The sequence below is a fragment of the Caulobacter sp. 602-2 genome (assembly GCF_011043625.1).
Taxonomy (GTDB): Bacteria; Pseudomonadota; Alphaproteobacteria; order Caulobacterales; family Caulobacteraceae; genus Caulobacter.
The window spans coordinates 545,466-568,745 of the sequence record NZ_JAAKGT010000001.1; the positions used below are offsets into that span (position 1 = coordinate 545,466).

The following is a 23,280-nucleotide window of genomic DNA, read 5'->3' on the forward strand; positions in this document are numbered from 1 at the left end:
CTTTCTTGTAAATAAAAGCGGGGCCTTAATGTGGCCTCACGTGATCCGGCGCTTCTCCAGCTTGCGCGCCAGGGTCCGGCGATGCATGCCCAGCCGCCTGGCGGTCTCGGAAATGTTGAAGTCGGTCTCGACCAGGGTCTGGTGGATCCGCTCCCATTCCAGGTTCTTGATCGAGGTCGCGCGCTCGCCGATGGCCGCGCCGGCGTCGCCCTCGCGCTTCTCGAAGGCGGCCTCGATGTCGTCGGTGTTCGAGGGCTTGGCCAGGTAGTGGCAGGCGCCCAGCTTGATGGCCTCCACCGCCGTGGCGATGCTGGCGAAGCCGGTCAGCACCACGATCAGCATCTCCGGATCGCGGGCGATCAGGGCCTGCACGCAGGACAGGCCCGACTCGCCGGCCAGTTTCAGGTCGACCACGGCATAGCGCGGCGCGAAGGTCTCAAGCGCCACCAGGGCCTCGTCCAGCCCATGCACGTGCACGACCTGGTAGCCTCGGCGCTCGAACGACTTCTTCAGCGTGGCGGCGAACTTCTCGTCGTCCTCGACGATGATCAGCTTGCGTTCAGCGGGCATGACGCCTCCCGATCTGCAGCGACGCCAGGGGCAGGCTGAGCACCACACGCGCGCCGCCCTCGGGCCGGTTGGCCGCCAGGACCTCTCCGCCCAGCTTGCGCAGCACGTTGACCACCAGGAAGAGGCCCAGGCCGCCCCCTGCCCTGCCCTTGGTCGAATTGTAGGGCGTGCCAAGGTTCTCCAGCGTCTCGGCGGTGAAGCCGGGGCCCTGGTCCTCGACCGAGACGACGATCCAGCCGTCGGCGACGTGCGCGCTCATCCGCACCGCGTGGGGCGAGGCGTCGCGGGCGTTGTCGAGCACGTTGTGGATCACCTGCTTGAGCGTCGATTCCGCGACGATCGGGGTGACCCCCGACAGGTCCGGCGCATAGGTCAGCACCTCGCCGTCGCGGGTGGTCCGCCACTCGTCGACCACCTCGTCGAGGAAGGCGCGCAGGGTGCTGGCGCGCACCTCGCCGCTGCGGGCCTCGCCGGCCGACAGCAGCACCCCGGTGACGATGTCCTTGCAGCGCTTGACCTCGCCGCGCATGTCCTCGAGCTCCTGGGCCAGCTCCGGATGCTTGGCGAACACCTTCATGCGCCGCCAGTCGCCCAGGATGACGTCCAGCGTCGCCAGCGGCGTGCCCAGTTCGTGCGCGGCGCCCGAGGCCAAGAGGCCCATGCGGACGATGTGGGTCTCCTCGGCCGCCCGCTGGCGCAGCTCGGCCAGGTGGGCGTCGTGGCGGCGCAGGTTGCTGTTGATGCGCGAGACGAAGGTGACCAGCAGCACCGCGTCCAGGACGACGCCCATCATCATGCCCATGATGAACAGGCCGAAGAACGCCTGGTCGCTGAGGCCGCTGGCGATCACCGGCCGGTTGGCGGCCACCAGCAGCAGGAAGCAGAAGCTGGTCAGGAACACGATCGCCCAAGTCGCCCACACCTCCAGCAGCACCACGCCCAGGATCACGTGCAGCAGGTAGAGCGTCGTGAACGGGTTGGTCGCCCCGCCGCTGAAATAGAGCTGGGCGGTCAGCGCCAGGGAGTCGAGCGCCAGGGCCAGGAAGAGGTCGTAGGGGCCGATCGGCTTGGCGCTCTTCAGGCGCAGCAGGCTGAACAGGTTCAGCGCCACCAGCACCAGCAGCACCAGCATCATCGCCGCCAGCGGCAGGTGGAATCCCAGGCTGAAGTGCACCGCCAGGATGGTGACCACCTGGCCGACCACGGCGATCCAACGCAGGTGGATCAGCTGCAGCATGTTCTGGCGGGCGATGGCGTCGGCGGGGCCCGCCGCGTTGTCCGCGGCCCGCGCTCCCGAAAGCCAGCCCGACATGCCGGCGATCAGGATGCGGGCGGTAGGCGTCATGGGGTCTCTTTAACCCGGTTCCGGCGCGCGTCGAACAGAACATAGGCCGCCGCCCCGCCGGTCAGCAGCGCCAGGCCGAACCAGGTGAGCATGTAGACGAGGTGGCTGTTGGGGAACTTCACCACCGTCAGGCCGCCGATCGGCCAGCCGCCCGGATTGGGCGCAGCGTCTGCGTCGACGAAATAGGGCGCGAGGTTCGAAAGCCCCCTCGCCTGCCCGATGGCGGCGACGTCGCGGGAGTACCAGCGGTTCTCGGTCGGGGCGTTCTTGCGCAGGAAGCCGCCGTGCGGCTCGGTCAGGCGCAGCAGCCCGACGACGCTGACGGGACCATCGACCTGGGCGGCCAGGCGCGCGCCCGGCGCGCGGCGTTCGGCCGTGACGAAGCCGCGATTGACGAGAACGTCGAAGCCCTGGTCGGTGGAAAGCGGGGTCAGGACCCAGAAACCGGGGCCCTCGTTGGTCACGGCCTGGACCAGCGTCTCGCGGTCGTGACGGAAGCGCCCCGTCAGGCGCAGGCGGCGATAGCCGTCGCTGGCCTGGGTGACGCCCGCCCAGCGGTCGGGGCCGGGCGGCGGGGAAGGCTCTGAATGGATGCGCTGCTCGACCCGAGCGATCAGGTCGAGCTTCCAGGCCCTGCGCTGGACCTGCCAGCCGCCGAGCGCCAGGAAGATCGCCGTGAAGGCCAGGCAGAGCCCGACCAGGGCGATCGTCCGGGCGGCTCGGCCGCCGGACTTCGTCACGGAACTTCCCGCATGTCGTGCGGCATCGGGGCCATCATGTGGGTGTCGAGGTTGTGCATCACCCACAGCGAACCCGAGAGCGTGATCACCACCACGACCAGGGTGAACACCAGGGCCAGCATGGTCCAGCCGCCTTCCGAACGCGAGTTCATGTGAAGGAAGTAGATCATGTGGACCAGCACCTGGATCACCGCCAGGCCCATGACCACCAGGGCGGTCATCTGGTTGTTGGGCAGCACGTCGCCCATGACCAGCCAGAACGGGATGGCGGTGAGGATCACCGCCAGCACGAAGCCGATCACATAGTCCTTCAGCGTGCCGTGGGCGCCGCCTTCATCGTGCCCGTGCCCGTGGTCGTCATGCGCGTGGTGCGCGTCGTGGCTGGCCGCGCTCATTTCAGGACTCCGAGCAGGTAGACGAACGAGAAGACGCCGATCCAGATGACGTCGAGGAAGTGCCAGAACATCGACAGGCACATCAGGCGACGCTTCATCTCGCCACCGAGGCCGCGCTTGGCGACCTGGACCATGAGCGTAACGAGCCAGATGCAGCCGAAGGTCACGTGCAGGCCGTGGGTGCCGACCAGCACGAAGAACGACGACAGGAACGCGCTGCGTTGCGGACCGGCGCCCTCATGGATGAGGTGGTTGAACTCGTACAGTTCCAGCGACAGGAACCCCAGGCCCAGCAGGCCGGTGACGGCCAGCCAGATCAGGGTCGGCTTCACCTTCTTGGCCTGGGCCGAGATCATGGCGAAGCCGTAGGTGATCGACGAGAACAGCAGCAGCGCGGTGTTGACCGCCACGATGGGCAGATCGAACAGATCCGCCCCCGAGGGGCCGGCCGCGTAGTTGCGGCCGAGCACGGCGTAGCAGGCGAAGAGGACCGCGAAGATCAGGCAGTCGCTCATCAGGTAGATCCAGAACCCCAGCAGGGTCCCGTTCTCCGGATGGTGGTCCTCGGTGAGGTAGAAGCGGTCCTTGTCCGCTTCGGTCAGGGCTTGGGCGTGGGCCATGGTTACGCGAGGCTCCGCAGGGCTTCGGTGCGGGCGTCCTCGACACGGACGACCTCCTCGGCCGGAATGTAGTAGTCACGCTTGAAGTTGAAGGTGTGGATGATCGCCGAGGCCACGAGAGCCACGAACGAGATCACCGCCAGCCACCAGATCTGCCAGATCATCGCGAAGCCGACGACCACCGAGATCCCGGCCAGGACGACGCCCGCGCCGGTGTTCTTCGGCATGTGGATCGGGATGAACCCGGTCGTCGGACGCACGTAGCCGCGCTGCTTCATGTCGTGCCAGGCGTCGATCTCGTGGATCACCGGCGTGAACGCGAAGTTGTAGGCCGGCGGCGGCGACGAGGTCGACCATTCCAGCGTACGGCCACCCCAGGGGTCGCCCGTCTTGTCGGCCAGTTGCTCGCGCTTCATGAAGCCGACGACCATCTGCATCACGAACGAGATGATGCCGAACAGGATCAGCACGGCGCCGAAGGCCGAGATCACGAACCAGATCTGCAGGCTGTGGTCTTCGAAGTGGCTGACGCGGCGCGTCACGCCCATCAGGCCCAGCACGTAGAGCGGCATGAAGGCGAAGAAGAAGCCGATCTGCCAGAACCAGAACGACAGCTTGCCCCAGAACGGGTCCAGCTTGAAGCCGAAGGCTTTCGGGAACCAGTACACGATGCCGGCGAACATGCCGAACACCACGCCGCCGATGATCACGTTGTGGAAGTGGGCGATCAGGAACAGCGAGTTGTGCAGGACGAAGTCGGCGGGCGGAACGGCCAGCAGGACGCCGGTCATGCCGCCGATGACGAAGGTGACCATGAAGCCGACGGTCCACATCATCGGCACTTCGAAGCGGATGCGGCCGCGGTACATCGTGAACAGCCAGTTGAAGATCTTCGCCCCCGTGGGGATCGAGATGATCATCGTCGTGATCCCGAAGAACGAGTTCACGCTGGCGCCCGAGCCCATGGTGAAGAAGTGGTGCAGCCACACGATGTACGACAGGATCGTGATGACGACCGTGGCGTAGACCATCGAGCTGTAGCCGAACAGGCGCTTGCTGCAGAAGGTCGAGACGACTTCCGAGAACACGCCGAAGGCCGGCAGGACCAGGATGTAGACCTCGGGGTGACCCCAGATCCAGATGAGGTTCACGTACATCATCGGGTTGCCGCCGAAGTCGTTCGTGAAGAAGTTGGTGCCGAGGTAGCGGTCAGACGACAGCAGGGCCAGGACGGCGGTCAGGATCGGGAAGCTGGCGACGATCAGGACGTTGCTGCACAGCGAGGTCCAGGTGAACACCGGCATCTTCATCAGGCTCATGCCCGGGGCGCGCATCTTCACGATCGTGACGATCAGGTTGATGCCCGACAGGGTGGTGCCCACGCCCGCGATCTGCAGTGACCAGATGTAGTAGTCGACCCCTACGTCTGGACTGTACGCCAATCCGGACAGCGGCGGATAAGCCAGCCAGCCGGTGCGGGCGAACTCGCCGACGAACAGCGACAGCATCACCGTGATCGCGCCGCCGACCGTCATCCAGAAGCTGAAGTTGTTCAGGAACGGGAAGGCCACGTCGCGGGCGCCGATCTGCAGCGGCACGACGAGGTTCATCAGGCCGGTGATCAGCGGCATCGCCACGAAGAAGATCATGATCACGCCGTGGGCGGTGAAGACCTGGTCGTAGTGGTGCGGCGGCAGGTAGCCGGCCGCGTCGCCGAAGGCGATGGCCTGCTGGGCGCGCATCATCAGGGCGTCGGCGAAGCCGCGCAGCAGCATGATGATGGCCAGGATGATGTACATCACCCCGATCTTCTTGTGGTCGACGCTGGTCAGCCACTCACGCCACAGGTAGCCCCAGACCTTGAAGTAGGTCAGGGCGGCCAGGACGGTGATCCCACCCAGGGCGACGACACCGAAGGTGCCGATCAGGATGGGTTCGTGAAGAGGAATGGCGTCCCATGTGAGACGGCCGAAGATCGTTTTTACGAGGTCCGGGGACATGAATGATCTCTAGGCTTGATCAGCGCGCTTCGGCGGGCGCGGACTTGGGGGCGCAGAGCGCGGCGATGAACGAGCGGATGCCGCCCTCCCCGCGCCGGGTCCGCTTGTCGTATTCGAGCGTGGTGACGTTGTAGACGCCGGCCATGCCCAGGCCGCCCGACTTGTCGATGGCCATCATGTCGTGCTGGCACATCTTGCCCGGCTCGACGCAGCGGTTGACCGCCTTGTCGAACAGGCCGGCCTCGACCGAGGCGAAGCGCTGGGGCGGAACCTTCTCGCTGGGCTTTTCGAGCACCAGGTAGCGGGTTCCATCGAGACGGTCGTTGCTCTTGCGGACCTCGGCGGCCCACTTGTCGAAGTCCGCACGGTTCATGCCGTGGAACTTGAAGCGCATGTGCGAGAAGCCTTCGCCGCTGTAGTTGGCCGAGAAGCCGTCATAGACGCCCGGCTTGTTGATCACGGCGTGCAGCTTCGTGCGCATGCCCGGCATGGCGTAGATCTGGCCGGCCAGGGCGGGCACGTAGAACGAGTTCATCACCGACGAGGCGGTCAGGTCGAAGTCGATCGGGGTGTCGACCGGCGCGGCCAGTTCGTTGACCGTGGCGATGCCCAGTTCCGGGTAGATGAACATCCACTTCCAGTCGAGCGCGACGACCTGCACCTTCAGCGGCTTGACGCCTTCGGCGGTGCGGCCCGGCGCCAGGCGGTCGAGCGGGCGATAGGGGTCTAGCAGGTGGGTGCTGGTCCAGGTCACGGCGCCCAGGATCATGATGATCACCAGCGGGGCGGCCCAGATCACGATCTCGAGCTTGGTCGAGTGGTGCCAGTCGGGATCGTACTTGGCCGTCTTGTTCGACTGCCGGTACTTCCAGGCGAAGAACAGGGTGAGGAAGATCACCGGCACGATGATGATCAGCATCAACACGGTGGACAGGATGATCAGGTCGCGCTGCTGCGCGGCGATATCACCCGACGGATTCATCACCACCCAGTCGCAGCCGCTCAGCAGGAGCAGCACGGGCAACAGGGCGAGCTTCTTCAAGGAACTCGGTGTCATGAGGGACCTGGACTACGGACGTTGGCGGCGCCGTTAAGCCAGTCCGCCAGTGCGTGACATTGGACCATTTGTCCTAGGGGCAGCCTTATCACACGAAGCCGTGTTCTCCGAGCGGAGCCGAAGAGGCCTCAAGACGTTTGCCAGAAAGGGCAAGTTGGTCTCATGCTCGGACTCAAGACCGTCGAAAAGGCGGCTTGAAAAGAGTTTGGGACGAAAACAACAGGAACAAGGCGCGTAGCTGCATGAACCAGGATTTCGCAATTCCGACGTCATCGGGCCTAGAGCGCGACGCACGGCGATTGCATGCCGATCACAAGGGGGTGCGCCCCGGCGAGATCGCCATCGGCGTGATCATCGGCCGGACCTCGGAATTCTTCGACTTTTTCGTCTACGCCATCGCCTCGGTGCTGGTGTTCCCGCAGCTCTTCTTCCCCTTCGTCGACCGGTTGACGGGGGTGCTGTGCTCCTTCGCCATCTTTTCGCTGGCCTTCGTGGCGCGGCCCATCGGCTCGGCGATCTTCGGGGCGATCGACCGCAACTACGGTCGCGGCGTGAAGTTGACCATCGCCCTCTTCCTGCTGGGCGGCTCGACCGCCGCCATCAGCTTCCTGCCGGGCTACGCCACCGCCGGCGCGGCGGCGATCTGGGCCCTGGCGGCCTTCCGCATCGGCCAGGGCCTGGCGCTGGCCGGCGCCTGGGACGGCATGGCCTCGCTGCTGGCGCTGAACGCGCCCGAGAAGAAGCGCGGCTGGTACGCGATGATCCCGCAGCTGGGAGCGCCCTTCGGCTTCATGCTGGCCAGCGGGCTGTTCGCCTATTTCGTCGCCAGCTTGAGCTCGGGGGACTTCCTCGACTGGGGCTGGCGCTATCCGTTCTTCGCGGCCTTCGCCATCAACGTGGTGGCCCTGTTCGCCCGCCTGCGCATCGTCGCCACGGAAGAGTTCGGCAAGCTGTTCGAGAAGGGCCAGCTCAGCCCCGTGCCGATCACCAGCCTGCTGAAGGCCCAGGGCGGCAACGTGCTGATCGGCGCCTTCGCGCCGCTGGCCACCTTCGCCATGTTCCACCTGGTCACCGTCTTCCCGCTGTCCTGGGTCAGCCTGCATGACGACGGCGGCGAGGCGCTGAACTTCCTGCGCATCGAGCTGGCCGGCGCCCTGGTCGGGGTGGTCGGGATCATGGCCTCCGGCTGGATTGCCGACCGCATCAGCCGCCAGAACCAGCTGGCCCTGTCGGCCGTGCTGATCGGCGTGTTCAGCCTGGCCGCACCGTGGCTGCTCGACGCCGGCAGCGTGGGCCAGACGGTCTATGTCGTGGCGGGCTTCGCGATCCTGGGCCTGTCGTTCGGCCAGGCCTCGGGCGCGGTCAGCTCGGGCTTCCTGCGCCACTACCGCTACACCGGCTCGGCCGTGGTCTCCGACCTGTCCTGGCTGGTCGGCGCGGGCTTCGCGCCGCTGGCCGCCCTGGCGCTGGCCAGCTACTGGGGCCTGCCCGCCATCGGCCTCTACCTGGCCTCGGGCGCGGTGGCCACGCTGGTCGCGCTGAGCCTCGACCGCCGTCGCCGCATTCGCGCCAAGGCCAAGGCCGGCGCCTGATCGAAGGGTTCTGCCCGCGTCGCCCTCAGGCGACGCGGGTCCAGACCTGGGTCTTGCAGAGGAAGTTGCCGAGCACGCAGCCCTTGGCCCGCAGCTTGCCGGCGTCCAGCACCAGCACACGGCCTGAGAACGTCATGTTGACGTCCGGCGCGAAGACCTTGCCGCGCCACTCGCCCTTTTCGCTGGGCGTGAAGTCTCTCAAAAGCTGACGTCCTAGAAGCTCGCCGCCCGAGCCCTTGCGCGCGTCCGTCCGCGCCTCGTCGTTGGCCCACACCACATAGCCGCAGACCTCCGGCCCGCAGGGCTTGATCTCGACGTGGACGCTGCCCTTGGGATTGCGCCAGACGCCGTAGATGCCGTCCGTGGCGGGCGGCGGCTGCACCTGGGCCGAGGCGGCCAGAACCGACAGCGCCAGGCCCGCTACGCCCAATCCGGCCCTCGTCGCCCAGGTTCGGCTCTTCGCCCGCGCCATGACGTGTCCCCCTTCGAAAGGGCTCGCTGCCCTCTTCGCCCGCGGACGGTCTGTCGGACGCGCCTCCGCGTCAAGCGCTCAGCCACCGGCCGGGCCGGGGCGATCGCGAGGCAAGCCGAAAAAAGAAACGCCGGGAGCCCGTGGGGAGGCTCCCGGCGAGACGAGGGGGGAAAGGATCAGGATCCCATTCCGCCGTCGACGCCTTACGGCGTGACGGTGAGGTTCGGGCTGCTGACCAGGGTGCCGGTGATGTAGCAGGTGCTCGGCGAGCCCGGGATGCTGTGGTTGGAGAAGCTCACGCTGCTCGGCTGGACCGTCGGGGTGGTGGTGGGGTTGGTCCAGGTGGTGGCGACCACGCCCGAGCAGTTGCCCAGGATCGAGTTGGCGCCGATGCCCGAGATCGAGATCCCGGTGCCGCCGGTCAGGGTGACGGCCCAGGGGAAGCTGCTGGGCGAAACCAGCCAGCCGCACTGCCAGTCGCCCGGAGCGAACGAGCCGCTCGTGATCGAGGCGCCGGTGCCGCCGAGGTTGGTCGTGCCGCTCAGCGAGACCGCGCAGTTGACGGTGGTCGACTGGCTGAGCTGCAGCGTGCCGCTCAGGGTGAAGCCGGTGTTGGCCGGCGAGATGGTCTGGGCCTGGGCCGAGCCCACGCCGGCGAAACCAGCGGCGGCCAGGACGGCGGCGGCGAGAACAGAAGCGCTCTTCAACATGACGTCTCCTCCTACGATTATTTTGTGCAACCCCTCATTGGAGGTCGAGCTACATGCAACTATCAATCGTGTAAGGAGTCAAACCAAAAATACATAAAATTCAATGCGTTATGGTGAAAAGACGACAACGCGCGCCGCGCTCCGGAGGAGGCGGCGAAAAGGTCGCCGCCCCGGTTTTCCGAGGCGGCGAGTCACCGAGATCGCGCTAGAAGCGCTTGGAGACGCTGACCGCGACGAGGCGCGGATCGAGCGTGAAGACGTTGGTGGTCAGGCCCGTGTCGTCGCTGTTGGTGAAGGCGTCGGTGATCGGCGTCTTGTCGAACAGGTTCTTGACGTAGGCCTGGATGACGAGGCCGTCGGCGGGACGCTCGAGCGTGGCCGAGATGTTGACGTTGTCCCACGACTTCAGGCGGTCGTAGGTGGTGTTGTAGACCCGGGCGTAGCTTTCGCCCTGGTAGTAGTAGTCGCCGCGCAGGGTCAGGGCCCAGTCGTCGCGGTGGAAGGTGTACTGGGCGCCGATGTTGGCGGTCCAGTTGGGGGCGTTGGGCAGTTCGTTGCCGCTCAGGTCGGCCTCGAAGCCGCGGCCGCCGTTCGGCGCTTCCGTCAGCGGGTCGTAGGTGAAGCCGTACAGCCTCCAGAACGGCGCGATCGAGCTGAAGTTCGGGTTGAACGTGCCGGTCCGCAGCGAGCCGCCGCACAGCGCCTGCAGGGCGATCGCGGTCTGCTCGGCCGGGAACGGCCGCGACAGGATCGTCTGCACGTGCCGGGTCGGCGCGATGCAGTTCGACGGAACCTGCAGCCAGGGACGCAGCACGGTCCACTCGCTGTTGCCCTGGGTGCGGTTCATCACGTCGATGGACCCCTCCCCGTCGTCGATCTTGGTGTTCAGGTAGCCGAGGTTGGCGTCGACGCGGAAATTGCGGTTCGGTCGGAACACCGCCTCGAGCTCGACGCCCCAGGTGCGGGAGTCGAAGTTCTCGTTCAGCGAGATCCGGTCGACGATCTGCGAGACCTGGTAGTCCTTGTAGTCGTAGTAGAAGGCCGTCGCGTTCAGCCGCAGCTTGCCGCCGGCCAGGGTGTTCTTGGCGCCGATCTCGAAGGCGTTGACGTACTCGGGATCGAAGGTCTCGGGCAGCGGCTGGTACTGGATGACGGTCGGGTTGATGTCGACCCGCGGCGGGTTGGCGCCGCCGCCCTTGTAGCCGCGCGAGAACGAGGCGTAGACCATGGTCTCGTCGGTGAAGCTGACGGTCGGCTTCCAGTCGACCACCAGGCGGCCGGTGAGCGCGTCCCATTGCTGGTCGATGTCCGGCAGGGCCGGATAGCCGCGGCTGACATAGCCGCCCGACAGCGGACCCGGATTGCCGCGGTCGCCGCCCAGCAGCAGCTGGCTCGGATAGGGCGTGCTGACCTTGCGGTCGTCGGTGTAGCGCAGGCCCGCGGTCACGCGCCATTGCGGCGTCAGGTCGTAATAGGCCTCGCCGAACACGCCCCACGAACGGGTGTGGATCTGGTTCTTGCTGCGGAAGTAGTTGTGGCCGTCGCCCTCGAGCTGGTTCAGCGGCGAGTAGTCGACGTACACGCATTCCTTGGTCGTCTGCGGCGTGCAGCGCTCGGTCGGGCGCAGGATGTTGGGCGCCTGCCCGGGGATGTAGTTGTAGTAGTACTCGGCCAGGAACGTGAACACGTTGTTGAAGACGAAATAGTCGTCGTTCGACTTGAAGTCGATGTAGTTGGCGCCGAGGCTGAAGTTGAAGCGGCCGTCATAGCTCGACTGCAGGCGCAGTTCCTGTGTCCACTGACGGTTGTCGGACCGCGACAAGTCGGCCGAGACCATCCGGTTGGAACGGCCAAGCTGCGGATCGGTGTAGTATCCGCCCGGCGTTGGTGTGGTCGCGTTGATGTACGGCTGGTTCAGCAGGTTGAACAGGCCGTCCGAGTTGCTGAAGATCGGGTTCGAGACGAAGCGGTTGTAGTCCTGGGACGAGTAGTAGTCGTCCTTGGCGTAGGCCGTCTGCGAGATGAGCTTCAGGTTGTCGTTCAGGTCGAATTCCATGTTGAACTGCAAGACGTCGTTCTTCACCCGGAAGATCGGGTCATAGCTGGTGGCGATCTCGCGCAGGTCGCGCGACTGGGTCAGGCCGGCATAGGGGTCGGTGCCCAGCGGGATGGCCGAGACGTTCTGGCCCGCCGCGTTGCGGCCGTACGAGAACGAGGCCAGGAAGATGTGGGCGAAGGCGCCGCCGTTGGGCACGCCATAGGCCGCGTCGTCATAGAGCGACCCGGGCAGGCAGCCCTGGCTGAGGCGGTTGCGAAGGATCGAGTTGGTCACGGCCACCGTGCCGATCTGGGTGGGGCCAGGATCGGTGGTGCACAACTGCTTGCCGGTGCGCGAGCGCTGGTCGTCTTCCTCGAAGTGCTCCCAGATGAAGTTGGTGCGGAAGCGGCTGGTCGGCTCCCACGCGGCCGACAGGCGCGTGGACCACAGGTCGCGGTTGTTGACCTTGGTGTCGTTGAAGCTGTTGTAGTCGAAGCCGTCGCGCTGGGTGGCCGAACCGGCCAGGCGCAGGGCGAAGGTCTCGCCCACCGGCACGTTGATCACGCCCTGCATCCGGCGGCTGTCGTAGTTGCCGACCTCGCCCTTGATGAAGCCCTCGAATTCCCGGCCCGGCAGGTTCGGGATCATGTTGACCACGCCGCCCGTGGCGTTGCGGCCGTACAGCGTGCCCTGGGGCCCGCGCAGCACTTCCACGCGCTGCACGTCCAGGTACTCCTGTTCGAACAGGCGGTTGCGGATCAGCGGCGTGGAGTTGAAGCTGACGGCCACGGCGGGGTCGCTGCTGGCCGAAATCGCCTTGGTCCCGACCCCGCGGATCGAGAAGTTGTACATGCTGAAGTTGGCCTTCGAGAACGACACGTTGGGCACGGCCCGCATCAGTTCTGAACCACCCTCGATCTTCAGTTCGTTCAGGCTTTCGGAAGACAGGGCCGAAACCGCGATCGGCACGTCCTGGATCGATTCCGAACGCTTCTGGGCCGTGACGATGATGTCTTCGACTTGCGTCACTTCCTGCGCGAAGGCCTGGCCCGCCCCGGCGGCGAGCGCGAAAATCGACGCGGTGACAGCCAGACGCGCGCGTGCGCGGGCTGATGAAGCCATGCCCTATCCTCCCCTACCTCGGCCCAGCTCTCCGTCCAGGCCGATGAACGTTTCCCCCGCCCCAAATCAATCTCCGACGGCATTGGCGGATCCGCCGACGGTTGGGTTGTACGATCTACCTATTCACTAGCATGTCAATACATTACTTACACCGATGTTCAGTTCCCTGACGTAAGCTCCGTACGGCTACCTAGGGCCCCTGCCTGACGTGGAATTAATATTTACATCGCTGTAAAAACGGACAATGTCTGCGCCGCACGGGAGGGCAAGGAATGGACGCTGACGTCATCGTCGTCGGGGGCGGGCTGGCCGGGCTGGTGGCCGCCAACGAACTGGTCCAGGCGGGCAAGCGCGTGGCGCTGGTCGACCAGGAAAACGCCGCCAACCTGGGCGGCCAGGCCTTCTGGTCGTTCGGCGGCCTGTTCCTGGTGAACTCGCCCGAGCAGCGGCGCCTGGGCATCCGCGACAGCCTCGACCTGGCCTGGCGCGACTGGCTGGGCAGCGCCGACTGGGACCGGCTGGACGGCGCCCTGCCGCAGGACGAATGGGCCATCCGCTGGGGCCGCGCCTATGTCGAGTTCGCCGCCGGCGACAAGCGCGACTGGCTGCGCCGACATGGGATCACGCTGACGCCGATGGTCGGCTGGGCCGAGCGCGGCGCAGGCCAGGCCCTGGGTCACGGCAATTCGGTTCCGCGCTTCCACGTCGCCTGGGGCACCGGCACCGGGGTCTCCGAACCGTTCGCCGATCGCGCCCGCCAGGCCGCCGGCCGGGGCGTGCTGAGCTTCCATCATCGCCATCGCGTGGACGCCCTGGTCGTGGAAGGCGGTCGGGTGACCGGCGTCTCGGGCAGCGTGCTGGCGGCCGACGACGCGCCGCGCGGGGCGCCGTCCAATCGCCAGGTCGTCGGCGACTTCACCCTCAAGGCCGGCGCGGTCGTCCTGGCCACCGGCGGCATCGGCGGCAACCACGACCTGGTCCGCCGCTATTGGCCCGAACGCCTGGGCGCGCCGCCGAAAAGCATGATCACCGGCGTGCCCGAGTATGTCGACGGCCGGATGCTCGACATCGCCGCCGACGCCGGCGCCCGGCTCGTGAACCGCGACCGCATGTGGCACTATGTCGAGGGCGTGCAGAACTGGGCCCCGATCTGGCCCAGGCATGCGATCCGCATCCTGCCGGGACCTTCGTCGATGTGGTTCGACGCCCTGGGACGGCGGCTGCCCTTCCCCGCCCTGCCCGGCTACGACACCATCGCCACGCTGCGCCATCTGCGCACCACGCCCGACCTGGCCGAACACGACCACTCCTGGTTCATCGTCAGCCAGAAGATCCTGGAGAAGGAGTTCGCCCTCTCCGGTTCCGAGCAGAACGGCGACATCACCAACCGCCGCCGGCTGTCGCTGCTGAAGTCGCGCCTGGGCAAGGGCGCGCCGCCCGAGGTCGACGCCTTCAAGCGCAACGGCGTGGACTTCGTGGTCTCGGCGAACCTGGAGGAGCTGGTCGGCAGGATGAACGCTCTGACGGCGGCGCCGCTGCTCGACCCGGCCCTGATCCGCCGGCAGATCGAGGACCGCGACGCCCAGATGGGCAATCCCTTCGCCAAGGACCTGCAGGTCATGGGCATCCACAACAGCCGCCGCTCTCTGGGCGACCGGCTGGCCCGCACGGCCGCGCCGCACCGGATTCTCGATCCCGCCGCCGGACCGCTGATCGGGGTCAAGCTGCACGTCCTGACGCGCAAGTCGCTGGGCGGCCTGCAGACCGACCTTTCGGGCCGCGTGCTGACGCCTGACGGCCAGGTGCTTGAGGGGCTGTATGCGGCCGGCGAGGCCGCGGGCTTCGGCGGCGGCGGGCTGCACGGCTACAACGCCCTGGAAGGCACGTTCCTCGGCGGCTGCATCTTCACGGGCCTGGCCGCCGGCCGCGCCCTGGCCGGAGCGGTCTGAACCATGGGCGCCGACGCTCTGGCCTCGCCGTTGACCACGGTCGCCCTGCCCGCGGCCCTGGGCCTGATCATGTTCGGCCTGGGCCTCAGCCTGACGCCGGCCGACTTCGCCCGCGTCGGCAGGCGGCCGCGCGCCGCCGTCGTCGCCCTGTCGTGCCAGCTGTTGCTGCTGCCGGTGCTGGGCTTTGGCCTTGCCCTGCTGTTTGGCCTGCCGCCCGAGACGGCCGTCGGCCTGATGCTGCTGGCCGCCTCGCCGGGCGGCACGGCGGCCAATCTCTACAGTCACCTGTTCCGCGGCGACGTCGCTCTGAACATCAGCCTCACCGCGATCAACTCGGTTTTGGCCGTCGTCACCCTGCCGATCGTCGTCAAGCTGTCGGTCGCCTTTTTCCAGCCCGGCGAACTGAGCGTCGGCCTGCGCTTTTCCAAGACGGTCGAGGTCTTCCTGGTGGTGCTGGGGCCGGTGGCGCTGGGCATGCTGGTCCGCCGCCTGCGTCCGGCTTTCGCCGACGCCATGGACCGGCCGGTGCGCGTGGTGTCGGTGGCGTTCCTGACCCTGCTGATCGGCGCGGCCGTCGCCGCCAACATCGCCACCCTGAAGGACGAGGTCGTCGGCCTGGCCGGGGTGACCATCGCCTTCTGCATCCTCAGCCTCACGGTCGGCTTCGTCGTCCCGCGGGTGCTGAAGGTGGCTCGCGACCAGGCCATCGCCAGCGCCTTCGAGGTGGGCCTGCACAACGCCGCCCTGGCCATCGTCGTCGCCCAATCGGTGCTGCAGCGACCGGAAATGAGCCTGCCGGCCGCCGTCTATGGCGTCCTGATGTTCCCGCTGGCGGCGGTGTTCGGATTGGTGCTTACGCGCACGGCGCCGCGCGAGGCGGCGCGGGCGATCACCTGAGCTCGCGCCGCAGCACCTTGCCCACCGGCGTCTTGGGCAGCGGCTCGGCCCGGAACTCGACGATGCGGGGCACCTTGTAGGCCGTCAGGCGCTCGCGGCAGTGGGCGACCAGGGCTTCGGAGGTCAGGTCGGCCGAGCGGCGCACGACCACGATCTTGATGCGCTCGCCCTGCACCGGGTCGGGCACGCCGACGGCGGCGACCTCCTCGACCAGCGGATGGGCGGCGACCACGTCCTCGATCTCGCTGGGATAGACGTTGAAGCCCGAGACCAGGATCATCTCCTTCAGCCGGTCCAGCAGCTTCACGCGGCCGTCGGCCTGCATCACCCCGATGTCGCCGGTGGCCAGCCAGCCGTCGGCCGACAGCACCTTGGCCGTCTCGTCGGGATGGCCCCAATAACCCTTCATCACCTGCGGGCCGCGCACGCAAAGCTCGCCCGGCTCGTCGATCCCGCACCAGGACCCGTCGTCTCGGCGCATGCGCACCTCGGTCGACGGCACCGGCAGGCCCACCGTGCCGTCGAAGCCCATGGTCTGCGGATGGTCGATGTCGACATAGCCGATGCAGACCACCGGCGAGCACTCGGTCAGGCCATAGCCCTCGATCACCGGGGCGCCGGTGACGTCCTGCCACTCCTCGGCGACGCTTCGCTGGGTGGCCATGCCGCCGGCGATCGTCAGGCGCAGGTCCGAGAAGTTGCGGCTGCGGAAAGCCTCGTTGTTCAGCAGGCTGGTGAAGAGCGTATTCAGCCCCGTCAGCCCGGTGAAGCGCTCGTTGCGCAGCACCCACTCCACCCTTTTTGCGTCGCGCGGGTTGGCGATCAGGATGTTGCGCCCGCCCACGCCGACAAACATCAGGAGGTTCGCGGTCAGCGAGAACACATGGTAGAGCGGCAGCATCGTCACGTTGCCGACGGCCTGGTCCTGCGGGATCTGGGTCATGATCCAGGCCCGGCCCTGCAGCACGTTGGCGATGATGTTGCGGTGGGTCAGCATGGCCCCCTTGGCCACGCCGGTCGTGCCGCCCGTGTACTGCAGGAAGGCCAGGTCTCCGGACCGGATCTCCACCGGCGCCAGCTTCAGCCGCCGCGCCTTGCGCATCATCGCCGGCCAGCGCAGCGCGCCGGGCAGCCGCCACTTTGGAACCAGCTTCTCGACGTGGCGCATCATGGCGTTGACCGCCGCGCCCTTGGCCGGACCCATCATGTCGCCCATGGCTGTGACCACCACGTGGCGGATCGCCGTGCCCTCGATGGCCTGCTCCAGCGTGCGGGCGAACATCTCCATGGCCACGATGGCCACCGCGCCGCTGTCCTCCAGCTGGTGGCGCAGCTCGCGCGGCGTGTAGAGCGGGTTGACGTTGACCACCACGGCGCCGGCCATCAGCGTGCCGAACAGCGCCACCGGGTATTGCAGGCAGTTGGGCATCATCAGCGCCACCCGCTCGCCCTGGCGCACGCCGACCGCCTGCAGCCAGGCCGCGAAGGCCTTGGCCTCGGCGAGCGCGCGGCCGTAGCTGACGCCCGTGCCCAGGCTGACGAAGCCGGTCCGATCGGCGTAGCGGCTGGCGTCGGCCTCGAACAGCTCGCCGACCGAACGCCACAGCGCCAGCTCGTCGTCGATCGTGGCCGGCACGTCGGCGCGGTAGCTGCGGGTCCAGAAGCGTTCGGCCCATAGGCGGTCGGCGTCGGCGGCGAGGGTCTGGGCGTTCGTCATTTCTCGAGCACCGCCACCACGCCCTGGCCGCCCGCGGCGCAGATCGAGATCAGCCCCCGGCCGCTTCCCTTGCGATCCAGCATGGTCGCCAGATGCGCCAGGATCCGCCCGCCGGTGGCCGCGAACGGATGGCCCGCCGCCAGCGAACTGCCGTGGACGTTCAGCTTCTCGCGGTCGATGGCGCCGGGCGCGCGGTCCAGCCCCAGTCGCGTGCGGGCGTAGGTCTCGTCCTCCCAGGCCTTCAGAGTGCACAGCACCTGGGCGGCGAAGGCCTCGTGGATCTCGTAGTAGTCGAAGTCCTGCAGGGAGAGGTCCAGCTTTGCCAGCATGCGCGGCACGGCGTAGGCCGGGGCCATCAAGAGGCCCTCGTCGCCCTTGACGAAGTCCACCGCCGCCGTCTCGCCCGCCCGCAGGTAGGCCAGCACCGGCAGCCCCCGCGCCTTGGCCCACTCTTCGCTGGCCAGCAGCACCGTCGAGGCGCCGTCGGTCAGGGGCGTGGAGTTGGCCGCCGTCAGCGTGCCGTGCTCGCGGTCGAACACCGGCTTCATCGTGGCGATCTTGGCCGGGTCGATGTCGGGCCGCAGGTTGTTGTCGCGCTTCAGCCCTCGGAACGGAACCACCAGGCTGTCGAACAGCCCGTCGGCATAGGCCTTCGCCATCCGCTGGTGGCTGCGCACGGCCAGGGCGTCCTGCTCGGCGCGCGGAATGCTCCAGTGCTTGGCCATCACCTCGCAGCTCTCGCCCATCGACAGACCCGTGCGGGGCTCGGCGTTGCGCGGCGGCTCGGGCTTGAACGGCGCGGTAAGGCCAGCCCCCAGCAGCGCCTTGACCTTGCCGCCGTTGGTCTTCTCGCGATTGGCCGCCAGCAGCGCCTTGCGGAAGCCCTCGTTCAGCGCGATCGGCGCGTCCGAGGTGGTGTCGACCCCGCCGGCCACGCCGACGTCGATCTGGCCCAGCGCGATCTTGTTGGCCACCAGGATCGCCGCCTCCAGCCCCGTGCCGCAGGCCTGGACGACGTCGTAGGTCGGGGTGTCGTGGCCGATCGTCGTGGAGAGCAGCGCCTCGCGGGTCAAGGCGATGTCGCGCGAGTGCTTGAGCACCGCGCCCGCCGCCACCTCGCCCAGCCTCAGGCCGTGCAGGTTGAAACGGTCGGCCAGGCCTTGCAGGGCCGCGGTCAGCATCTCCTGGTTGGAGGCCTGCGCATAGGCGGTGTTGGAGCGCGCGAACGGTATGCGGCTGCCGCCGAGGATGGCGACGCGCCGCGGCGCGGGCAGGGTCAGCATGAAAGGTCCTGTGTCTTGAGGCTCAGGCGGCCGCGCAGATGGGTGCGCGCGCCCTGGGCGTCCTTGATTTCGAAGAAGCGCTCCGGCCCCTCGGGACCGGCCAGCAGTTGGACCTGCCCAGGCAGGAGCACCGGCGCGCGGAAGGCGACCTCGACCTCGCCGGCCTCGACGGTGCGGCCCGCTGTCAGCGCCGCCACGGCCCGGGCCTTGACCCACATGCCGTGGGCGATGGCCCGCTTGAAACCGAACAGCCGGGCCCCAAGGGCCGAGGTGTGGATCGGGTTGGCGTCGCCTGACACGCGTGCATAGGCCCGGCCCAGATCCGCCGGCAGCGACCATGTCCCGACGCGCGTGTCGGCCGGTCCGCCGTCGACGACGGGAGCGGGATCGCCCTGCCCCGGCGCGCCCAGCCGCAGGTAGACGCTGGAGCCCTCCCACACGACCTGGCCGTCGCGCCGCGCCGTGGTCTCCAGCGAGAAGGCCTGGCCCTTGTCGTGCGCCAGCAGGCGCCCCGTTCGCACGCTGATGGCCAGGCGGTCCCCCGCCTTCAGCGGCGCATGCTGCCGGATGCGGTTGGAGAGGTGCACCAGCCCCATCACCGGATAGGGAAAGTCCGCCGCCAGCATCAGCCGCATCTGCAGCGGAAAGGCCAGGATGTGCGGAAAGGTCGGCGGAACCCCGGCGCGGGGATTAAAGCCGCAGAGCTCGGCATAGGCGGCGATCGCCTCGCCCCGCAGCCACACCCCGCCGGCCTCAAGCGTCGCGTCCGGAAACGCCCCGCCCCGGCGCAGCAGTCCCCGCAGGGCCCCGCCCGCCAGGGCCAGGGTCGAGACCGGTTCGGCCATGTCGGTCATGGTCAGGCCCCGAGCAGGCTCTGTCCGCAGACGCGGATCACCTGGCCGTTGACGCCGCCGCTGGCGGGATGGGCCAGCCAGGCGATGGTCTCGGCCACGTCGACCGGGCTGCCGCCCTGCCCCATGCTGTTCATCCGTCGCCCGGCCTCGCGGATGGCGAAGGGGATGGCGGCGGTCATCCGGGTCTCGATGAAGCCGGGCGCCACGGCGTTGATCGTCACCCCCTCGCCCAGGCCGTCGCGGGCCAGGCGGCGCACGGCGCCGATCCAGCCGGCCTTGGACAGCGCGTAGTTGGTCTGGCCCATGTTGCCGGCCACGCCGCTGAGCGAGGAGACGGCGACGATGCGCCCGTTGCGGCGGATCGCCTGGGCCTCCAGCAGCGCCCGGGTCAGGGCCAGCGGCGCGCCGAGATTGACCGCCATGACGCTGTCCCACTCGCGTTGGTCCATCCGCGCCAGCGTCCGGTCGCGGGTGATGCCGGCGTTGTGCACCACCACGTCGAAACCGCCCGCCGCCCGCGCCGCCGTCACCAGGGCGGACCCCGCCTCGGCCGCGGTGATGTCCAGGCCCAGCGGCCGCACGCCCAGCTCGCCGGCTAGCGCATCGAGGTCCTCGCGCGCGGCCGGCACGTCCAGCGCCGTGACCTGCGCCCCCTCGCCGGCGAACAGCCGCACGATCGCCTCGCCGATGCCGCGCGAGGCGCCGGTGACCAGCACATGGCGGCCGGCATGGCCCAGGCGCGCGTCCTCGGCGACGCCGGGCGCGGCGACCCGCACCACCTGCCCAGAGACATAGGCCGAGCGCGGCGACAGCAGGAAGTCCAGCGTGCTGGCCGCGGCCTGCTCGTCGCCGGGCGCCACATAGAGCAGCTGCACCCCGATCCCGCGCCGCGCCTCCTTGGCCAGCGAGCGGACAAAGCCCTCAAGGCCCCGCTGTAGGGCCTCGGCCTCGGCGCTGGCCGCCTGATCCGGGGGCGTGCCGACGACCACGATCCGGCCGTGCTCGGCCACCGAGCGCACCGCCTGGTGGAAGAAGGCGTACAGCGCTCTCGCCGAAGCCACGTCCACGCAGTCGCTGGCGTCGAACACCAGGCCGCCATAGCGCTCGTCGGCCGACCAGCGCCGGCGCAGCGGCGCGCCCGACGCCAGCGCCACGCGTTCCAGCACCGGTCCCATCCGGCCGCTTCCGGCCGACTCCAGCAGCAGCGGATGCAGGGCGACGGCTCCGGCCTCGGCGCGCCGTTGCAGCGGCGCGGGCTTGGGCAGGCCAAGGGCGCCGACCATCCAGCCGCCAAGGCCGCTGTTGGCGAACTCCAGGTAGCGGTCGGTCATTGGGCCACCTTCTCGCGCTTGGCGGCGCGCTTGCCGCCCCGGCGCGCCAGGCCCTCGGCCAGGCCGAAGTCCTGCGGGAAGTCGTCGACCTGGATGGCCATGTCGGCCAGCACCGCGAAGCGGGCGAAGAGGTCGCGCTCGGCGCTCGAGATCAGGCCCTTGGCCTGCAGCTCGCCGGCCCAGGCGTCCAGCAGGGTCAGGTTCTGCGGCGCGCGGGCGATGCGGCCCGCCGCGATTTCTGGCTTGAGGCGACGCTCGACGGCTTCCACCTGCGGATGGAGGTCGAAGGCGACGGCCGTGGCGGCGATCGGGTCGACCTCGATGCGCGGGGTCCACGAGCCGGCCAGCAGGCGGTCGCGCGCCGGACCGTGGCGCTGGATCAGCCCCGCCACCTCGGCGGCGACGCGGTCGTCCGGTCCCGCGCGACCTGCGCCGGCGCCGACCAGGCCCAGCACGAAGGCGGCGATGCGGCTGGGGTGATTGGCCAGCAGCGCCCGCCAGGCCTCGCTCGTGCGGGCCAGGGCGTCCTGCGCGGCCCAGTGGACCAGCGGCAGGTCCTCGGCCGGGCGCCCCTCGTCCTCGAAGCGCTTCAGGGCGCTCGACAGGATCAGGAGCTGCGAGAGCATGTCGCCCAGGCGTCCTGTCAGGGCGCCCTTGCGCTTCAGCGCGCCGCCGACCGTCGCCATCGACAGGTCCGAGGCCAGGGCCAGCAGGGTCGAATAGCGGGTGGCGGCCCGGTAGTAGCGGCCCAGCTGCGGGGCGGCGCCCGCCGGCTTGCCGATCAGCAGGCCGCCTGTCAGGGCGAAGGCGCTCGAGCGGGCCAGGTTGCGCAGCAGGAAGCCGACATAGCCGAACAGGGCCGCGTCAAAGTCCTTCAGGTTCTGGCTTTGCGCCGTCCGCATCAGCGTCAGCACGTAGGGATGGCAGCGGATCGCGCCCTGGCCGTAGATGATCAGGGTGCGGGTCATGATGTTGGCGCCCTCGACCGTGATGGCGATCGGGATCTGCTGATAGGCGCGGGCCAGGAAGTTGCCCGGTCCCATGCAGACGCCCTTGCCGCCGACCACGTCCATGGCGTCGTTGACGACGATGCGGGCGCGTTCGGTCACGTGATACTTGGCGATCGCCGACACCACCGAGGGCTTCTCGCCCTGGTCCAGGGCCGCGGCCGCCAGGCGGCGCAAGGCGTCGGAGGCGTAGAGGTGGCCGGCCATGCGGGCCAGCGGCTCCTGCACGCCCTCGAAGGCGCCGATCGGCATGTTGAACTGCCGGCGGATCGCGACATAGGCGCCGACCATGCCGACCGCCAGCTTGGACATGCCCACGTTGGACGACGGCAGCGAGATCGCGCGGCCGGCCGCCAGGCACTCCATCAGCATCCGCCAGCCGTTGCCCACCTGGGCCTGGCCGCCGATCACCATCTCCATCGGCACGAAGACGTCGTCGCCGGTGATCGGGCCGTTCTGGAACACCGCGTTCAGCGGCCAGTGGCGGCGGCCGATGTTCACGCCCGGATGGTCGCGCGGCAGCAGCACGCAGGTGATGCCCGGCTCGGCGCCCTGGCCCAGCAGGCCGTCGGGATCGACGGCGCGGAAGGCCAGGCCGATCACCGTCGCGATCGGCGCCAGGGTGATGTAGCGTTTGCGCCAGCTGACCCGGAAGCCCAGCGTCTCGCGTCCGTTCCACAGCCCCCGGCAGACCACGCCGGTGTCGGTGATCGAGGCCGCGTCAGAGCCGGCATAGGGGTTGGTCAGGGCGAAGCACGGAATCTCGTCGCCGCGCGCCAGCCGCGGCAGGTAGTGGTCCTTCTGGGCGTCGGTGCCGTAGTGCAGCAGCAGTTCGGCCGGGCCCAGCGAGTTGGGCACCATCACCGACACGGCGGCGGCCGAGCAGCGGGTCGACAGCTTCTGCACCACCTGGCTGTGGGCGTAGGCCGAGAAGCCCAGGCCGCCGTAGCGCTTGGGGATGATCATGCCCAGGAAGCCCTTGTCGCGGGCGTACTCCCAGGCGGCCGGCGGCAGGTCCTGCCACACCGAGGTGCTCTCCCAGTCGTTCGACAGGTCGCACAGGTGCTCGGCCTCGATGTCGAGGAAGCGCTGCTCCTCGGCCGACAGCGCCGGCGCGGGCGTGGCCAGCAGGCGCTTCCAGTCGGGCTTGCCGGCGAACAGCTCGGCGTCCCACCAGACGTTGCCGGCCTCGACCGCGGCCTGCTCGGTGGGGCTCATGCGCGGCATGATCCTGGCGAAGGCGCCCATGGCCGGCCCCGACAGCAGCGCGGCGCGCAGCGGGCGGAACGTGGTCAGCACCGCGATCGGCGCGGCGATGGCGGCCAGCACCAGCGTGGCGGTCGAGCCGATCACCCCGGCCGCGAAGCCGGCGCCTATCCATAACGCCGTCGCGACGGCCCACAGAGCGGCCCTGGCCTGAACGAAGGTCAGAACGAAGGCGATGAGCGCGGCGGCGCCAATCCAGATCAGCATGGTCGCAATCCCCCGACCGGCGGGGCGGCCCCCGTCGGCTGTGTCAAAAGTCGGATACTCGGAATGCTGGGCGCCCTGGCGGCGGCCCAGTTACTCAAACTGAGCGGT

At 68.6% G+C, this 23,280-nt stretch carries 18 protein-coding genes; 3 read left to right on the plus strand and 15 right to left on the minus strand.

Annotation, left to right across the window (positions count from 1 at the left end):
• Positions 1 to 36 precede the first annotated feature (36 nt).
• From G5B46_RS02430 to cyoA, 7 genes are read right to left on the minus strand one after another with little or no spacing between them, the layout of a single operon-like run.
• Positions 37 to 570: a response regulator transcription factor gene (locus G5B46_RS02430; protein WP_165255740.1), complete on the minus strand. Its 534-nt coding sequence runs from the start codon at positions 568 to 570 to the stop codon at positions 37 to 39.
• Positions 560 to 1,915, minus strand: a complete 1,356-nt coding sequence (locus tag G5B46_RS02435) for an ATP-binding protein (protein ID WP_165255742.1) — start codon at positions 1,913 to 1,915, stop codon at positions 560 to 562. The genes G5B46_RS02430 and G5B46_RS02435 overlap by 11 nt, the downstream gene beginning before the upstream one ends.
• On the minus strand, positions 1,912 to 2,655 hold the full coding sequence (locus tag G5B46_RS02440; protein ID WP_346764856.1) for an SURF1 family protein: 744 nt from the start codon (positions 2,653 to 2,655) through the stop codon (positions 1,912 to 1,914). The genes G5B46_RS02435 and G5B46_RS02440 overlap by 4 nt, the downstream gene beginning before the upstream one ends.
• Complete coding sequence (cyoD, locus tag G5B46_RS02445; RefSeq protein WP_165255744.1) at positions 2,652 to 3,050, minus strand: cytochrome o ubiquinol oxidase subunit IV; 399 nt, start codon at positions 3,048 to 3,050, stop codon at positions 2,652 to 2,654. Before cyoD ends, G5B46_RS02440 begins: the two co-directional genes overlap by 4 nt.
• A complete protein-coding gene (gene cyoC, locus G5B46_RS02450) occupies positions 3,047 to 3,670 on the minus strand; it encodes a cytochrome o ubiquinol oxidase subunit III (RefSeq protein ID WP_165255745.1) in 624 nt (207 codons plus the stop codon). Before cyoC ends, cyoD begins: the two co-directional genes overlap by 4 nt.
• Positions 3,671 to 3,672: 2 nt before the next feature.
• Positions 3,673 to 5,670, minus strand: a complete 1,998-nt coding sequence (gene cyoB / locus G5B46_RS02455; protein WP_165255747.1) for a cytochrome o ubiquinol oxidase subunit I — start codon at positions 5,668 to 5,670, stop codon at positions 3,673 to 3,675.
• Between the two features lie 19 nt (positions 5,671 to 5,689).
• Entirely contained in the window at positions 5,690 to 6,727 is a 1,038-nt protein-coding gene (gene cyoA, locus G5B46_RS02460; protein ID WP_165255749.1) for a ubiquinol oxidase subunit II, read from the minus strand.
• A gap of 242 nt (positions 6,728 to 6,969) precedes the next feature.
• Here cyoA and G5B46_RS02465 point away from each other — a divergent pair, with 242 nt between their 5' ends.
• Positions 6,970 to 8,319 (plus strand): MFS transporter, encoded by a 1,350-nt coding sequence (locus tag G5B46_RS02465; RefSeq protein WP_165255751.1) that lies wholly within the window; start codon positions 6,970 to 6,972, stop codon positions 8,317 to 8,319.
• 25 nt (positions 8,320 to 8,344) lie between these two features.
• On the opposite strand, the gene G5B46_RS02470 is transcribed toward G5B46_RS02465, so the two are convergent.
• The 3 genes from G5B46_RS02470 to G5B46_RS02480 form a co-directional block, all read right to left on the minus strand.
• The gene (locus G5B46_RS02470; protein ID WP_165255753.1) at positions 8,345 to 8,791 is read right to left on the minus strand and encodes a DUF2147 domain-containing protein; all 447 of its coding nucleotides are present in this window, start codon (positions 8,789 to 8,791) and stop codon (positions 8,345 to 8,347) included.
• Between the two features lie 203 nt (positions 8,792 to 8,994).
• Positions 8,995 to 9,501, minus strand: coding sequence for a protein activator of alkane oxidation PraB (locus G5B46_RS02475; protein ID WP_165255754.1), 507 nt, complete (start codon positions 9,499 to 9,501; stop codon positions 8,995 to 8,997).
• Between the two features lie 205 nt (positions 9,502 to 9,706).
• Complete coding sequence (locus G5B46_RS02480) at positions 9,707 to 12,661, minus strand: TonB-dependent receptor (protein ID WP_165255756.1); 2,955 nt, start codon at positions 12,659 to 12,661, stop codon at positions 9,707 to 9,709.
• 272 nt (positions 12,662 to 12,933) lie between these two features.
• Here G5B46_RS02480 and G5B46_RS02485 point away from each other — a divergent pair, with 272 nt between their 5' ends.
• Together G5B46_RS02485 and G5B46_RS02490 are read left to right on the plus strand one after the other, a co-directional pair.
• Complete coding sequence (locus G5B46_RS02485; protein ID WP_165255758.1) at positions 12,934 to 14,610, plus strand: FAD-binding dehydrogenase; 1,677 nt, start codon at positions 12,934 to 12,936, stop codon at positions 14,608 to 14,610.
• 3 nt (positions 14,611 to 14,613) lie between these two features.
• Positions 14,614 to 15,507 carry a bile acid:sodium symporter family protein gene (locus G5B46_RS02490; RefSeq protein ID WP_240903288.1) on the plus strand — a complete coding sequence of 298 codons (894 nt, stop codon included), beginning with the start codon at positions 14,614 to 14,616 and terminating at the stop codon, positions 15,505 to 15,507.
• Here G5B46_RS02490 and G5B46_RS02495 read toward each other — a convergent pair.
• The 5 genes from G5B46_RS02495 to G5B46_RS02515 are packed head-to-tail and all read right to left on the minus strand — an operon-like array spanning position 15,500 to position 23,172.
• Positions 15,500 to 17,224, minus strand: coding sequence for an AMP-binding protein (locus G5B46_RS02495; protein ID WP_165255760.1), 1,725 nt, complete (start codon positions 17,222 to 17,224; stop codon positions 15,500 to 15,502). The genes G5B46_RS02490 and G5B46_RS02495 overlap by 8 nt on opposite strands.
• Complete coding sequence (locus G5B46_RS02500; RefSeq protein ID WP_165255761.1) at positions 17,221 to 18,507, minus strand: acetyl-CoA C-acetyltransferase; 1,287 nt, start codon at positions 18,505 to 18,507, stop codon at positions 17,221 to 17,223. Before G5B46_RS02500 ends, G5B46_RS02495 begins: the two co-directional genes overlap by 4 nt.
• Positions 18,501 to 19,361, minus strand: coding sequence for a MaoC/PaaZ C-terminal domain-containing protein (locus tag G5B46_RS02505; protein ID WP_205691432.1), 861 nt, complete (start codon positions 19,359 to 19,361; stop codon positions 18,501 to 18,503). The genes G5B46_RS02500 and G5B46_RS02505 overlap by 7 nt, the downstream gene beginning before the upstream one ends.
• Positions 19,362 to 19,363: 2 nt before the next feature.
• A complete protein-coding gene (locus G5B46_RS02510) occupies positions 19,364 to 20,692 on the minus strand; it encodes a 3-oxoacyl-ACP reductase (RefSeq protein WP_165255763.1) in 1,329 nt (442 codons plus the stop codon).
• A complete protein-coding gene (locus G5B46_RS02515; protein ID WP_165255764.1) occupies positions 20,689 to 23,172 on the minus strand; it encodes an acyl-CoA dehydrogenase in 2,484 nt (827 codons plus the stop codon). Before G5B46_RS02515 ends, G5B46_RS02510 begins: the two co-directional genes overlap by 4 nt.
• Positions 23,173 to 23,280: the final 108 nt, after the last annotated feature.